Origin of the sequence: Pseudomonas brassicacearum (assembly GCF_000585995.1) — a bacterium.
GTDB lineage: Bacteria > Pseudomonadota > Gammaproteobacteria > Pseudomonadales > Pseudomonadaceae > Aquipseudomonas > Aquipseudomonas brassicacearum_A.
The window spans coordinates 3700541-3716040 of sequence record NZ_CP007410.1; the positions used below are offsets into that span (position 1 = coordinate 3700541).

Annotated in this window: 8 protein-coding genes; 5 read left to right on the plus strand and 3 right to left on the minus strand. The window is 60.6% G+C overall.

The features are described from left to right. Positions 1 to 17: 17 nt before the first annotated feature. From CD58_RS15570 to CD58_RS29305, 5 genes are all read left to right on the plus strand, one after another. A complete protein-coding gene (locus tag CD58_RS15570; protein WP_025213921.1) occupies positions 18 to 7319 on the plus strand; it encodes an amino acid adenylation domain-containing protein in 7302 nt (2433 codons plus the stop codon). Between the two features lie 86 nt (positions 7320 to 7405). Continuing rightward, on the plus strand, positions 7406 to 8566 hold the full coding sequence (locus tag CD58_RS15575; protein WP_025213922.1) for an FAD-dependent monooxygenase: 1161 nt from the start codon (positions 7406 to 7408) through the stop codon (positions 8564 to 8566). Positions 8567 to 9143: 577 nt separating this feature from the next. After that, positions 9144 to 9971, plus strand: a complete 828-nt coding sequence (locus CD58_RS15580; RefSeq protein ID WP_025213923.1) for a helix-turn-helix transcriptional regulator — start codon at positions 9144 to 9146, stop codon at positions 9969 to 9971. Positions 9972 to 10058: 87 nt separating this feature from the next. Beyond that, the gene (gene adeC, locus CD58_RS15585; RefSeq protein ID WP_025213924.1) at positions 10059 to 11483 is read left to right on the plus strand and encodes an AdeC/AdeK/OprM family multidrug efflux complex outer membrane factor; all 1425 of its coding nucleotides are present in this window, start codon (positions 10059 to 10061) and stop codon (positions 11481 to 11483) included. 60 nt (positions 11484 to 11543) lie between these two features. Further along, positions 11544 to 11696: a hypothetical protein gene (locus CD58_RS29305; RefSeq protein ID WP_404942629.1), complete on the plus strand. Its 153-nt coding sequence runs from the start codon at positions 11544 to 11546 to the stop codon at positions 11694 to 11696. Positions 11697 to 11882: 186 nt separating this feature from the next. Here CD58_RS29305 and hemN read toward each other — a convergent pair whose 3' ends face one another. From hemN to CD58_RS15600, 3 genes are all read right to left on the minus strand, one after another. Then, on the minus strand, positions 11883 to 13271 hold the full coding sequence (gene hemN, locus CD58_RS15590) for an oxygen-independent coproporphyrinogen III oxidase (RefSeq protein ID WP_025213926.1): 1389 nt from the start codon (positions 13269 to 13271) through the stop codon (positions 11883 to 11885). After that, positions 13268 to 14641, minus strand: coding sequence for a coproporphyrinogen III oxidase (locus CD58_RS15595; protein WP_025213927.1), 1374 nt, complete (start codon positions 14639 to 14641; stop codon positions 13268 to 13270). The genes hemN and CD58_RS15595 overlap by 4 nt, the downstream gene beginning before the upstream one ends. 96 nt (positions 14642 to 14737) lie before the next feature. After that, positions 14738 to 15181 carry a CopD family copper resistance protein gene (locus tag CD58_RS15600; protein WP_025213928.1) on the minus strand — a complete coding sequence of 148 codons (444 nt, stop codon included), beginning with the start codon at positions 15179 to 15181 and terminating at the stop codon, positions 14738 to 14740. Positions 15182 to 15500 lie beyond the last annotated feature (319 nt).

A 15500-nucleotide genomic window follows, 5' to 3' on the forward strand; every position in this document is an offset into this window, starting at 1 on the left:
GGCCCACGGAGAACACCATGACTCAGACCATGCCCGCCTCGGGTGCAGAGCACCTGCTTTATCCCCTCGCCGCCCCGCAACTGGATATCTGGCTGGACCAGGTGCTGCATGGCGACAGTCCGTTGTACAACATCGGCGGCTACGCACGGATCAATGGTGCGGTCGACGCCTCACTGATGCAAATGGCCATCGATCAAGTCGTCAACCGCCACGATGCCTTGCGTATCCAACTGGTCCCAGGCTCAGCCGAACATCCGTTGCCACGGCAACGGTTCCTGGGGGCGGTCAGCGTTCCACTGAACGTACACGACGTCTCCGCACATCGAGATGCGGAGACCAGCGCACTGGCCTTGCTGCAGGAAAACCTGCAAACCGCGTTTTCCTTTGACGATGGATTACTGTTGCGGGCGGACCTGATCAAGGTCCGGGAAGATCTCTACTACTTTTTCGTCAATGGCCATCATCTGATCATCGATGGCTGGTCCTTCGCCATGATCGGCCGGGCGATCAGCCAGGCCTATACCGCCCTGCATGACCAGGTGGAAAACGAGGTCACGGCGCCGACCTATCAAACCTATATCGAGCAGCAAGGCAGCGTCAAAGACTCGGCCTCCTTCCAGCGCCAACGCCAGTACTGGCTGGATAAATACCGCACATTGCCCGAACCCCTGCTGGCGCCCCGTTATCAGAGTCGATTCGAGCAGGGCCTGGCGCCCAGCCAGAACCACGCCTGGCGTTTGCCGCGCGCGCTTTACAATCGCCTCGGCGAACAGGCGAAAGCGTCCGGCCAGGTGACTGTTTTCCACGTGATGCTGGCGGTGCTGTACAGCTACTTCGCCCGCGTCGAGCAACGCGACGAGATCGTGATCGGCCTGCCCATCCTCAACCGCGCCAATGCTGCACACAAAGCCACGGTCGGTTTATTCGTCGGCATGAGTCCGGTACGCCTGAGCCTGGGCACCGACCTGAGCTTCAGCGAACTGGTCGGCAAGATCGCCCTGATGCTCAAGCAGGACTACCGCTATCAACGCTTCCCGTTGAGTGAACTGAACCGCGAGCTTGGCTTGCAGAACCAGGGCCGGCGCCAGTTGTTCGACCTGGTGGTGTCCTACGAACAGGACCAGGACACCTGGTACGGACCGGCGCTCGCCCAGCCCGTCAAACTCAGTAACGGCTACGAACAGATGCCACTGTCGATGCACATTCGGGAGGCCGCGCCGGACGACGACGTATGGATGCATTTCATCTACAACGAAGCCTATTTCGAAAGCGCGCAGATCGAAGCGTTGCAACAGCGCTTCACGAACATCCTGGAGTGCGTGGCCGCTGATTTCGATGCGCCGATCAATACCCTTGATCTTATGCCGGCCACTGAACGCCAGGTGCTGGATGAATGGAATCGCACCGACGTCGACTACCCCAGGGATGTGTTGCTCCATCAATTGATCGAGGCCCAGGTCGTCGCTCGCCCCGAAGCGATCGCGGTGCGCTTCGAGGGGCAGGCGCTGACCTATGACGAACTGAACCGACAGGCCAATCGGCTGGCCCACGCCCTGTTGGAAGAAGGACTTGGCCCGGACGCACGGGTCGCGATCTGCCTGGAGCGCAGCCTGGAGATGGTGGTGGGCCTGCTGGGCATTCTCAAGGCGGGCGCCGCCTACGTGCCGCTGGACCCGGGTTATCCGACCGACCGCTTGAGCCATATGCTGAACGACAGCGCGCCGGGCGTCCTGATCACCACCCGTGGGCTATTGACGAACCTGCCCACCGTGACGATGCCAGTGTTGTGCCTGGATACCGACCCTGAACGCCTGTCCCGGCAACCGGAGCACAACCCGGACGCCGCCGCACTGGGCTTGACGCCGCAACACCTGGCCTATGTGATCTACACCTCTGGCTCCACGGGCCTGCCCAAAGGCGTCATGAACCAGCACGACGGGGTCGTGAATCGATTGCTCTGGGCCCGCGATGCCTACGGGGTCGATGAGCACAGCCGTGTCTTGCAGAAAACCCCGTTCAGTTTCGATGTGTCCGTCTGGGAGTTTTTCCTGCCCTTGCTCAGCGGCGCGCAACTGGTCGTCGCCGCCCCCGACGGGCATAAGGACCCTGGTTATTTGATGGACATCATGGCCAGTGCCGGCATCACGCTGCTGCACTTTGTGCCGTCGATGCTGCAAATCTTCCTCGACCAGGTCGAACCGCAGCGATTGCCCGAGCTGAAGCAGGTCCTGTGCAGTGGCGAAGCCTTGCCCCCGGTCCTGCAGGCGCGTTTTTTTGAACGTTTGCCGGCGGTGCAGTTGCACAACCTCTATGGCCCCACCGAAGCGGCCATTGACGTGACGGCCTGGCATTGCCGGCCCGACGTTCACGAAGGCATCGTGCCGATCGGCCACCCCATCGCGAACATCCACATGCATGTCCTCGATGCGAACCTGCAACAGCTGCCGCCCGGGGTCGCCGGCGAGCTTCACATCGGTGGCCTGGGTGTTGCCCGAGGTTACTTGAACCGTCCCGAACTGACGGCCGAACGGTTTATCCGCGATCCGTTCCAGAGCGCGCCCCAGGCTCGCCTGTACAAGACCGGCGACCTCGGGCGTTGGTTGCCCGACGGCAGCATTGAGTACCTGGGACGCAATGATTTCCAGGTGAAGATCCGCGGTCTGCGCATCGAGCTCGGCGAGATCGAAGCACACTTGCTCGCTTGCGAGGGTGTCAAGGACGCCGTCGTGATCGCTCGCCAGGAACACAAAGGTGATGCGTACCTCAGCGCCTATCTGGTGAGCGAGCCCGGCTGCGTGCTTTCACCGCAAGCGCTGCAAGACGCCCTGCGCAAGCAGGTCCCCGACTACATGGTGCCCCGGCATCTGATTCAGCTTGAGCAGTTACCGTTGAATGTAAATGGCAAGCTGGACCGCAAGGCCCTGCCCGAGCCGGACGCAGCGTTGGGCGGTACCGATGCGACAGCGCCGCGCACAGCGTTGGAACAGGCACTGGCCGACCTCTGGCGGGACAACCTGAACCGCCCTGAACCCGGCGTCCACGACAACTACTTCACGCTGGGCGGCGATTCCCTGAAGGTCATTCACTTGCAGATCAAGGCACGTGAACAAGGGATTGCGCTGACCCTGGCGCAGCTTTACCAGCACCCTACCATTGCTCAACTGGCTCAGTGCCTGGAGGCGCAAGAAGCTTCGTCCACAGGGCTGCAACCCTTGGCCCACGTGGCGCCTTTTGCCCAGGTGCCGCAAGCGATCCGCCAGGCCAGCGAAGGTTTGTACGATGACGTGTTCGCCGCGTCGCAGCTGCAAGTCGGCATGATCTATCACTCGATGATGCACCCGGAATCCGCGATCTATCACGACATCTTCCGCTACCGTCTGCGCCTGCGTTGGGATGCGGCGGCCTGGGAACGGGCCTGCACCGCATTGATCCAGCGCCACCCGGCCTTGCGCATGTCGTTCGATATCGGCCACGCCGAAGTGCCCATGGCCCGGGTTCATTCGACGGTCGAGCCACCCGTGCAGGTCATCGATGTCCTCTCACTGAGCCCCGCTGCACGGGCCGACGCCATTGGCAGCTATGTGGAGGAACGTAAACGTTACCGCGAAGACTGGCAGCGGGCGCCGCTGTATCAGTTCTGCGTGTTCGTCGCGCAGGATGAAATCGACCTGGTGTTCAGCTTCCACCATGCGATCCTCGACGGCTGGAGTGTCGCGACCTTGATGCGCGATCTGATCACGCTCTACACCTCAGCATCTGACACCGACGCGCTGCCCGCCCTGACCACCACGCCAGCCGACTTCGTGGCCCTGGAACAGGAAGCGATGGCAACGGATGAACATCGCCAGTTCTGGAGCGACTATCTGCGCGACGCCCCCGCCGCGGCCATGACCAGCTGGATTCATGCAGTGGCCCCTGACTCGATGCCGCATCGCTCGGCCTACCGGGAAATGCCCGCAGCGGACTTGGCCCGGCTCGAAGCGTTCTGCCAGGCCCAGGACCTGCCGTTGCGCGCGGTCTTGCTGGCGGCCCACGGTTTCGCCCAGGCCATCATGTCCAATCAAAAGGAAGTGCTGTGTGGCGTGATCAGCCATGGTCGGCCAGAGTTTGCAGATGCCGCCTCGGTCCTGGGCTTGTTCCTCAATACCCTGCCCATGCGCTTGCGCACCCTCGGCCAGGATTGGCTTGCGGTGATCCGGGCAGTGATTGCCCAGGAACAACAGGTGTTCGCCCATCGGCGCTATCCGTTCGCATTGATCCATCGCGAAACCGACGTCGCCTTGAACGTGGTGTTCAATTACGTCGACTTTTATGTCCTCAAGGACATGCTGGCAAAGGATGAGGAAATCCTCACCGACTGGGAAACCACGGAAGCCAGCAATTATGACTTGCTGACCACACTGGGCCGACACCCTGGCAACGGCTCGCTGATGTTGAAGATGGACTACTGCACGGCGCGAGTCGCCACCAGCCAGGTCGAGGCCTATGCCGATTACCTGCTGCGCACGCTGGAATTGATGATTGCCGCCCCCAACGCCAAACCCTGCATACCGGCATGGCTGCCGCGCCTGGAACGAACCACGCCCGGCTCGGCCACGGCATTGCCCCATGACAATCTGTCGGCCTTGTTACTGGACAGTTTCGCCCGCCATGACGAGCAGGTCGCGGTGCGTCTAGACCAGACCTGCCTCTCGTACCGCCAACTGCGGGACGCCAGCGCACAACTGGTGAGTTGGCTGCACCAGCAGGGTATCGGCCAGGGCGATCGGGTCGCGATCATGATGCCCCGCTCGCCCGACCTGATCGTTGCCTTGCTCGGTGTCATACAGGCCGGCGCTGCGTATGTGCCGATAGACCTGAGCTACCCAAACGAGCGCATCCAACTGATTCTCGAAGACTCGCAACCACGCCTGGTGCTGTTCGCGGATGCGTCTGCGCACTTGGCGATGGCCCTGGCAGGCCAGGCCGACCAGCGTCACTGGGACAGCGTGGTCGCCGATTTCGACGACAACCTGGCGCACTGTCACGCGCAGGTTGCCTCTATTGCCGCAGACATCGTGGCTGACGACAACGCCTACTTGCTCTATACCTCCGGCTCGACGGGCCGCCCCAAAGGCGTGGCCATGCCGCACCGGGCATTGACCAATATGATCCTCTGGCAGAACCGCCAGCAGGCGCAGGACGTCGGTCCAGGTGTGCTGAAGACGCTGCAATACTCGCCCATTTCGTTCGACGTATCGTTCCAGGAAATTCTCTCGACCCTGTCTTGCGGTGCCGAGCTGGTGATGATCGATGAGGGACTGCGCTATGACTTTATCCGGTTGTTGAAATTCATCTGCGCGCAGGACGTGAACCGCCTGTTCCTGCCCTACGTCGCCTTCCAGGGTTTGGCTGAAGTCGCCATGCAACTCGGCATCCGCCCCGTATCGCTGCGCCAGATCAACGTGGCAGGCGAGCAACTGAAAATCACGGCGGAGATCCGCGATCTGATTGATCACCTCGACGATTGCCGGGTCGAGAACCACTATGGCCCCACCGAAGCCCACGTGGTCACGAGCCTGAAGCTTGAAGGCGCCGCAGCGACCTGGCCGAGCATGCCGCCCATCGGCACGCCCATCGACGGGGTGCGCATGCACGTCCTGGATGCCGCGGGTAATCCCTGCCCGGTCGGGGTCATGGGCGATCTGTTCATCGAAGGCGCGTGCCTGGCCAACGGCTACTGGAACCAACCCGATCTGACTGACGAACGCTTTGTCTATCGCCAGCTGGAAGGCCAGACCCGGCGCTTATATGAAACCGGGGATATCGGCTTCTACCTGCCTTGGGGCGATCTGGTGTACCAGGGCCGTAGCGATGCCCAAGTCAAAATCCGCGGTTATCGCGTCGAACTCGGCGAGATCGAAGTGGCCATGCTCGGCTCCGCCCGGTTCAAGGCCGACATTCAGCAGGTGGCGGTCATCGACAAGCCGGCAACCGATGGCAGTCGTTATCTGGTGGGCTTCGTCCAGCCCATGCCGGGCCGTACGCCGGATCTGGATCAACTCAAGGCCGAAATGCGCCTGGCGCTGCCCGACTACATGGTGCCGACCACGCTTGCCAGCATCGCCCAGCTACCGCTTGGACCCACCGGCAAGATCGACCGTCGGCGATTGCAGAAGGTCGACGTTCAACACACGTTGCTGCGGCCCTTTATTGCGCCCAGGAATGCTGTGGAGGATCTGCTGCAAGCCTATTGGCAAGAAACCCTGGGCATGGAAGACATCAGCGTTTATGACAACTTCTTCGAACTGGGGGGTAACTCACTCAAGGCAGTGCAACTGGTGGCCATGCTCGCCAGGCATCAGGGCCTGGAGCCATCGCTGTCCGACTTCATCCAGGCCCCGACCATCGCCGAATTCGCCCAAGTGCTGCAACAGACCGAAACCGGACACCCGGGCACCGGCGCGCTGGTGGACTTCAAAAATGCCCCGCGCCGGCCAATGCTGTTCCTGGTGCACCCCATCGGCGGGCACGTGCTGTGTTATGCGGCACTGGCGCGCGTTCTCAAGGACCAGGTCCACCTGTATGCACTGCAAGCACCGGGAACATGGGATGCCCGTGAACCCTTGCAATCGGTGCGGGCCCAGGCGGTGTGTTACGCCGACGCCATTGAAGAGATCGCGCCTGAAGGACCACTGAACGTGGGTGGTTGGTCCTATGGCGGGGTCGTGGCGTATGAACTGGCGAGCGAGTTGCAGCGACGCGGACGACGCCTGCATAACGTGTTTTTGTTGGACACCATCGTGCGCGTCAGGCAGGGCGAGGTGCAGATAGAACGCAGCGAGTTCATGAATTGGTTCATGTGGGAACTGCTCAGCGGCGACGGCCAGAAGGAATACGACTACCACGCCCTGGACTTCTCCTCCATGGCCGACGCCCATGCCTTCGAGGCGATCAGGCAGCACGGCATTGACCAGGGTCTTTTCGACGAGACCCTCACCCTGGCGACGCTGGAGCAGCTGTTCCGGGTCTTTCATGCCAACTGGCAAGGGTTGCTGGACTACCGCTTCCCGCCACTGGACTTGCCTATCACGCTGTTCGCGGCGGATGTCGAGCTGCCCGATGTGCTGCAAGCCCCCCATGAACTGGTGGGCACGGCCTTTCGCGACCCGTACCGCGGCTGGCGCTCGATTGCTCCCCAGGTGCAGCGAGTCGCCGTGGAAGGCGACCATCTGACCATGATGCGCGAGCCCCATATCGAGCGGGTGGGCGAATTCATCAAGTCACGCATCGACGTGGCCCGCGCCAGGAACGCCGGATCCATGACGGCATTCGCCTGACCATTACCGACGGTCGCGGGGCTGGATTGACGGCCCCGCTTGACTCAAATACCCGGTCGTCCCGGGCTTGATACAGGTGAAACAGCATGACAGAACCCAGAAAAGCCATTGTGGCCGGCGCCGGTATCGGCGGACTGACCGCCGCCATCGCGTTGCAGCGAGCGGGCTGGCAGGTCAAGGTCTTCGAAGCGGCCCAGACGCTGCGTACCGGTGGCACCGGCTTGTCCATCATGGCCAATGCCATGGCGGCCCTGCATTCGATCGATGCCCATGTGCCGGTGGAACAGATGGGCCAGGTGATCCGAGCGTTTTTTTTCAAGAAACAAAATGGGGCTCCCATCACCAGCATGCCGATCCACGAGATCGGCGAACAGTTGGGTCACCCCAGTGTAAATATCCAGCGCCCCCTGCTGCTGCGTGCCCTGGCGCAGCAGCTCGCACCTGACACCCTGACCACCGGGTTGCGCTGCGTGGGTTATACCCACCGCCCGGATGGCGTCACGGTGCGGTTCGAAGATGGCAGCACCGACGAGGCTGATCTACTGATTGGCGCCGATGGCCTGAACTCAGTGATCCGCCAGCAGATGCTGGGCGAGACGCCCACACGCCCATCGGGCTATGTCGCCTGGCTGGCGGTTACGCCATTCAGCCATCCGGTCATGACCGAAGGTTATGTGGCGCATTATTGGGGCCGCGGCAAGCGCTTTGGACTTTGCGATGTGGGGGATGGCCAGGCGTATTGGTGGGGAACCTGCAATCACGAAAACGCAGCGGACGCCGCCTTGAACATCAGCAAGGAGGAAGTGCTCAGTGCCTACGCCGGCTGGGCGCCGGAAGTCGTGGCGGCCATCGAGGCCACCCCCGAAAGCGCGTTGTTGAAAATGCATGCCCGGGATCGCCGTCCCGTGGAGCAATTCTGTGACGGGCACGTGGTCCTGTTGGGTGATGCGGCTCATCCCATGTTGCCCAGCCTGGGCCAGGGTGCAGCGCAGGCGATTGAAGATGCCGTGGTGTTGGCCGAACGCCTGGCGCAAACGCCAGACCTGCGCACCGCGCTGGCAAATTACCAAGCGTACCGACACCCCCGGGCCAATGGGATCGTCAATGCCGCCCGTTTCATGAGTGGCATCGAACAAGCCGAGTCGGCGCTCGCTTGCTGGCTTCGAGAGTGGTATTTCCGCCTGACCCCACAAAGCAGCCTGCGTAAAAAGAACATCGACATCCTGTCATTCAAGCCCAGCGCATAAGGCGTTGCACGGTGCACAGCAACGAGATGCGTCAATGACAAAAAACGACTCCTACACAGACAAAAAACGACATCTGGATAAACGAAAATCGAGAAATCCGAATATTCCGCCATAATCGAAAGTCTGAATTTCGGGCATTTTTGCCAGATTATTCCTACATGCAAGATCCGTTAAAAACAGATAACGAGCAGCTTTTCAGGAGTAAATAAACACCTTAAACCATTAATTTAATTAGATATTCAACAAAAAAAAAGCCTAAGGACACGCCCTCGCCGTAGTCACCAATCGAGGAACAGACCTTCGTCAAATGCGTATTTTTGCCAGGAGTCATCGCAAAGCAGCGCCCCCCCCCTGACCCGGGATGTCCCTGTTTTCCCTTACAGACTTTTCCTACGCCGAAACGCTTAATAGTCCTACCGGCTGAACCGTTTATGTGTGAATGGATTCACAGGTGATATTTGACCCCCAAGGTATCAAATCCAGAAAAGGCTTCAGCATTTTGAGAAGCGGTCGGATTTTCTTCCGTCAACGATCACTGAGATGCGCGGAGCTTTTTCGAAGTATGCAGGTAAGCAGAATGAATCGACATGCGTGTATTGAGGGCGCCGAGAAATCGCACCTCTACGTAGAGCTAGGAAAGCTGATTTCAAGTGTCGGGCACGAGAGCTTCTTGACCAACATGCACCAGATGATCGAAACATCGGTGCCTGTCAGTCGACTCGAGTTGAGTGAATGGACCGTCGACGATACCCAAACGGACGTTCTCGATGTCCAACTGCTGGGGTACGCGGGCTCAGAAAGAAACGCGCACATGCAATCCGCCTGCCCCACCAGTGCAATACAGCGCAATGATCACCCCTTGGTGAAAAGAGTGCTGGAGGTGGACGACGCCTTGCTGATCCATCTGAACGCCCGGATGCAGGACGAAAAAGGCAACAACTGCCTTGGCACATCCCATCAATGCTATCTGATTTCACGCAAGGCCAATCGTCGTTGCGTGATCTCGGTGCATCGCCCCCAGGGACAGCGCGACTTTTCCCTCCAGGAACTGTCCTTTTTGAAGTACCTCTCCGAGACGCTGCTGCCGCTGGCGGAGCGACATGCCCATCTCAATCGGCAGTCGTGCTTTAAAAACCCTGGCAGCGCCGCGAGCCATTCGCTCGATAGCGTTGAACAGACCCAGTTGCAGCGCGATTTCAATGAGCGATTGAGCCCCTGCGACGTCACGCTTTCGGTGCGGGAAAAAGAGGTCTGCCTGGGGCTGCTGGCTGGAGGCACCGTACCGGAGATCGCGGAAAAGCTAAGGGTCAAGAACAGCTCCATCGAAACCTATCTCAAACGTGCCGCCGCCAAGTTGGGTGTCAGCGGACGGCATGGGCTGGCGAAATGGATGATCGGATCATGACCGCACGCTGCGGGCGAACGCGGCCCCAATAGAACCCGCCTGCCCGCGCCTGCGGGGCCTGAGCAGGTACCACGATGAGACAGGTCGATGCATAAACTCTTGAGCCCCCTGGCGGTCGCGGCATTCATGCTCGGCGGTTGTTCGCTTATCCCGGACTACCAGCGTCCCGATGCACCGATAGCCGGGCAATACCCGCAGACGTCCGCTTATGCCCCGGCCCTGTCGGGGCCTATCGCGGCTGAACAGGGTTGGCGTGATCTGTTCCAGGATCCAGCGCTGCAGCAACTCATCGAAAGTGCGCTGGTCAACAACCGCGACTTGCGGGTGGCGGCCCTGAACGTCGAGGCTTACCAGGCGCAATATCGGATTCAGCGGGCGGATCTCTACCCGGCGATCAGTGCCAATGGCACAGGTTCGCGCCAACGGTTGCCGGCCAGCCTGACGGGAACCGGCGAACCCGCGATTAGCAGCTCGTATTCGGCCACACTGGGCATCAGCGCCTATGAACTGGACCTGTTCGGGCGAATACGCAGCCTCAGTGAGGAGGCGTCGCTGGTCTATCTGTCCAGCGAAGAAGCCCGTCGCAGCACCCAGTTGAGCCTGGTGGCCAGCGTGGCCAGCGCCTACCTGACCTGGCGTGCCGATCAGGAGCTGCTGACGCTGACCCGCGACACGCTCCAGTCCTACGAGGAAAGCCTGCGCCTGACCGAACGCAGCAATCAGGTCGGCACCGCCTCGGCCCTGAGCCTGAGCCAATCGCGAACCTCGGTGGAAAGCGCCAAGGCCAGCCTGGCCAAGTTTCAACGCCAGGTTGCCCAGGACCTCAACAGCCTCACGTTACTGGTGGGCACGTCGGTCGCGGATGACCTGCCCGCCCGGCCGCTGGCATCCGACCTGCTCATCGAAGTACCGGCCGGACTGCCTTCGGACCTGTTGCAGCGGCGGCCGGACATTCTTGAGGCCGAGTACCTGTTGCAATCGGCCAATGCCAACATCGGCGCGGCACGCGCCGCGTTCTTCCCGAGCATCAGCCTGACCGCCAATGCCGGCAGTTCGAGCAGCGAACTGTCCGGGCTGTTCAAGGGTGGTTCGGGCAGTTGGGTGTTTCAACCACAGATCAATTTGCCAATTTTCAATGCCGGCAGCCTTCGGGCGAGCCTGAACTATTCGAAAATCCAGAAAGACATCCGTGTGTCGCAATACGAAAAAGCAATCCAGACCGCCTTCCAGGAAGTTTCCGATGGCTTGGCGGCACGCAAGACCTATAAGGACCAACTGCTCGCCCAGCATGACCTGGTACAGGCCAACCAGGACTACTACCGCCTGGCGGAGCGGCGCTATCGGATTGGCGTGGACAGCAGCCTGACGTTCCTTGATGCCCAACGCTCGCTGTTCAGCGCCCGACAAACCCTGATCGCCGACCGGCTGTCGCAACTGCTCGCCGAGGTCAGTCTGTACAAGGCTCTGGGCGGGGGTTGGGTAGAACGCACAAACAAAGTGACTGTGAGGTGACTGCAAATGGGCACATTCGAACCCGGGGCACTGGTGCGCTTACGCTCGGGAGGTAAAACGATGGTAGTCAAACACGCTTCGTCGATATCCCAGCTGCCCGAAACCTCGCTGCTGCTGTGCGAGTACCGGGCCAAGAATCGGCTGGTGCAAGGCTTCTATGCGATACGCGACTTGATCCCGGCCTCCGGAAACCCGGGCACTGAAAGATCATAGCCAACCCAGCCATCAGGGAAAAACGGCCCCCTGTGGCGAGGGAGCTTGCTCCCGCTGGGCTGCGCAGCAGCCCCAAAAAAGCTGAACGCAATCAACCTGAAACACCTCAGCGGCCGGTTTCGGGGCTGCTTCGCACCCCAGCGGGAGCAAGCTCCCTCGCCACAAAAGCGGCCCGATGCGCCGTCGTCAGACCGTACGCGAATACTGGACTGTCTGGTCTGCCTCCAGGTACGCATCAAAGGCCATGGCGACGCTGCGCATCATCAATTGCCCCTGGGGCAGTAGCACCAGCGCTTGGTCCGTGATGTCCAGCAGGCCGTCGCGCACCTGCTCCTGAAGTCGATCCAGCACGTCAGCGAAGTACTCGGTAAAACGAATGCCATGACTGGCCTCGATCCGGCCGAACGCTACCTGCCCATGGCACATCAGTTCGCTGATGACCTCACGCCGCAAGCGATCATCATCACTCAGGCGATAGCCCCGCTGCACCGGCAGCAGGCCTTGGTCCAGGCGCGCATAGTACTGGGACAGCTCCTTGACGTTCTGGTTGTAGCTGTCGCCGACCTTGCCGATCGAGGACACACCCAGGCCAATCAAGTCGCAATCGGCATGGGTGGAATAACCCTGAAAGTTGCGCTGTAGTGTGCCCTGGGCGCGGGCGCGCACCAGCTCATCGTCCGGCAAGGCGAAATGGTCCATGCCGATGTAGACGTATCCGGCCTCGGTCAGGCGGTTGATGGTCAGCTCGAGCAACTCCAGCTTGCGCTCCGGCGGGGGCATGTCTTCGGGCCGGATCATCCGTTGCGCCCGCACCCGTTGCGGCAGGTGCGCGTAGCTGTAGGCCGCAATGCGATCGGGGCGCAGGGCAATGATCTTGCTCAAGGTCACATCGAAACTGGCGACGGTTTGCAGCGGCAGGCCGTAGATCAGATCGACACTGACGGACTTGAAGCGTGCCAGCCGAGCCGCCGCCACCAGCTCAACGACCTGGGCTTCGCTTTGTACCCGATTGACGGCCGCCTGCACCTGGGCATCGAAATCCTGGACACCGAAACTCAAGCGATTGAAACCCAGCTCGCGCAGGCCCTGGATCTGTTGCGCATCGATGGTCCGCGGATCGACCTCGATGGAAAACTCATGGGCGTCACTGTCATCCATGTCGAAGGACTGGTGCAGGCAGTCCATCAGATCAGCCAGTTGCTCGTGGGTCAGGTAAGTCGGCGTACCGCCACCCAGGTGCAATTGGGTCAGTTTGCGCGAGCGATCGAACAAGGTCGCCTGCTGGACAATTTCGCGCTTGAGGTACGTCAGGTATTCGACGGCGCGATGGGTCTTGCGGGTGATGATCTTATTGCACGCGCAGTAATAGCAGAGGCTCTGGCAGAACGGGATATGGATGTACACCGACAACGGCTTGGGTACCGGCGCCTGATTACTGCGCTGGGCCGCTTCGTGGTACTCGTCCATGGCAAACGCCTGGTGAAACTGTGGGGCCGTGGGATAAGAGGTGTAGCGCGGCCCCGGGCGGTCATACTTTTCCACCAGGGCACGATTGAAACCGGATGCAGCGTTCATGAGGGATTCAACTTTTCAAAGGAGCGTGGGCTTGCGTCATCCGGCTCTGGATCGAACAGATTGCAGATCGCATCCACATGCAGGCGCCCAGCGGGCAGGATGCCGATAAACCGGCTCGACAATTCAATCAATCCCTTGTCGTGCAACGCCTCCAGGAGTGGCCAGGCAGGCGCGAAATGCTCGCGAAACACCACCCCGAACCGCGTTTCGATGGCTGGGATATCCAGCTCCAGGTCACAGGAAAGTTGCTCGATCACGGTTGCACTGACCTGATCCTGCGCCTCACAGCGCCAGCCGCGACACACCGGCAACTGTCCGGCGTCCAGCTGCTGAGAGTAGTGAAGCAGATCGTCAGTGTTCTGCACGTACAGATGCTCGATCTGGGTGACGGCCGACAAGCCGAAACCCACGTGGTCACAGCAACCATGCCGGGTAAAGCCCTGGCAATTGCGATGCAGGCGTCCATGCTCCTGGGCCACCGCCAAGTCATCGTCAGCCCGGACGAACTGCCCCAGGCCGATGTAGTGATACCCCGCGCCGATCAGTTGCTCGCAGCAAATCCGCCGCATGGCCTCCTTGTCGGCCCGGCTGCTAAAAACCGCGGTGGGCCCCGCGTTCTTCGAGCGATAACGATAAGGCGCACAGGCATAGTCAAAGACATGCAGCCGGTCTGGTTCCAGCTCGATCAGCGTCGCCAGTTTCAGGGCGAAACTGTGGGGCGTCTGCCAGGCGTGGCCGTAACCAAGGTCAATGTTGATCGAACGAAAACCAAAAGTCCGCGCCGCATCGATCAGCGAATGAATCGGCGCCGGACTCTGGTAGCAATCAACTGACAAATCACTGTCGGTACCGATGTCGGGAACGCCGATGCTGACATGGGTAAATCCCTGATCCCGAATCAGGCCCATGGTCGACCAGTCGGTGTGGTGCAGGTCCACTTCGATGCTGTGATCGCCGCCGTTGTATTCGCAGAAGGCGAAACGCTTGCGCAGATCATCCATCAGTTTCTGTAAATGAGCGATCACCGGGGTGCCACCCGTCAGGCTAAATTGCTCGACGCGGCGCCCGGCACCCAAGTGGCAACCCACCATCGCCATCTCATACGCCAAGCGTTGCAGATACCCCTCGATTTCCCCGCACCGACAGACACTGGCCAACGTCGAACACGAGGCCAGCCGCAACCGCGAAGGCAGATGCACCGACAGGGACAGGGGGCGCCGCGTCTGGCGGCTGTCGCGCAAGCCCCGCAGCAGGTCGAGCGAACCGATGCCGCCATGGAATTTTCGCGTCCCGACCGGACAATCGACATCCGCCATCGCCGAGGCACGTCCTGCGGATCGCTCGCCGAGGGTTTGAAACAGGTCGAACATGACAATCTCCGAATGGCTGCGCAGCAACAGTGTCTGACGTAACCCGCCGGGCCTCCTTGACCTGTATCAAGCGCCTTGAAACTGCGGCGAAATGGCTTACCAGGTGATGTAGAACATGCCCTTGGCCAGGAATACGATCGCCACCATATGCAGGAACACACTGGTATGAATGATGTGAACGTAACGGGCGTTCATGCGCTCGCTCCTGAACAACCACATGGCCCAGAGAAAATGCCCCAGCACACTGCCCGCCAGCAGGATCTTCAAGCCCAGCAACACACCGAACGATGACTGCAGCGGCGACGACAACACCGGCCAATACCGCAGCCAGACCATACCTCCCCCCGCGCCGAACAACACCAGCAGTACCCACGGCATCAACTGCCGGGCACGCCGGCTGATGCCTTGTTCCAGCAGCACCATGACTTTGGCGGGGAGTTGTTTGCGGATGCTCTCGAGGAACAGCACCTCGAAAAATACCGTGCCGATGAACACCAGCGCGGCGAACAGGTGCAGGGTCAGAAACAGCGGATAGCTCATGAGACTCCTTGGCGCCCTCTTCCGGACGCCGTGTTGATGGGAGGCTACCGCGCAGGCCAGGCACAGGGGTTGATGCCAATCAAGAAAGTCGCATGTACCCGCCACCCCCATCCCTGTGGGAGCGAGCTCGCTCGCGATAGCTTCGGGTCAGCCAGCCCTGATGGGACTGATACACCGCTATCGCGAGCAAGCTCGCTCCCACAAGGGCATGGTTGACCTCCCAAGAAAGCGTCAACAAAACGTTACATCCCGCTTCCCCCATACAACCACTTATCCGGTAGTCAGTTTTTTTGACACTTTCTCCGACATTCGGTCACAA

Excerpts from the sequence above, each read along its gene's own strand:
- CD58_RS29305 (WP_404942629.1), top strand. The coding sequence starts at position 11,544 with ATGGTAGTCAAACACGCTTCGTCGATATCCCAGCTGCCCGAAACCTCG.
- hemN (WP_025213926.1), bottom strand. The coding sequence starts at position 13,271 with ATGAACGCTGCATCCGGTTTCAATCGTGCCCTGGTGGAAAAGTATGAC.
- adeC (WP_025213924.1), top strand. The coding sequence starts at position 10,059 with ATGCATAAACTCTTGAGCCCCCTGGCGGTCGCGGCATTCATGCTCGGC.
- CD58_RS15600 (WP_025213928.1), bottom strand. The coding sequence starts at position 15,181 with ATGAGCTATCCGCTGTTTCTGACCCTGCACCTGTTCGCCGCGCTGGTG.
- CD58_RS15595 (WP_025213927.1), bottom strand. The coding sequence starts at position 14,641 with ATGTTCGACCTGTTTCAAACCCTCGGCGAGCGATCCGCAGGACGTGCC.
- CD58_RS15575 (WP_025213922.1), top strand. The coding sequence starts at position 7,406 with ATGACAGAACCCAGAAAAGCCATTGTGGCCGGCGCCGGTATCGGCGGA.
- CD58_RS15570 (WP_025213921.1), top strand. The coding sequence starts at position 18 with ATGACTCAGACCATGCCCGCCTCGGGTGCAGAGCACCTGCTTTATCCC.
- CD58_RS15580 (WP_025213923.1), top strand. The coding sequence starts at position 9,144 with ATGAATCGACATGCGTGTATTGAGGGCGCCGAGAAATCGCACCTCTAC.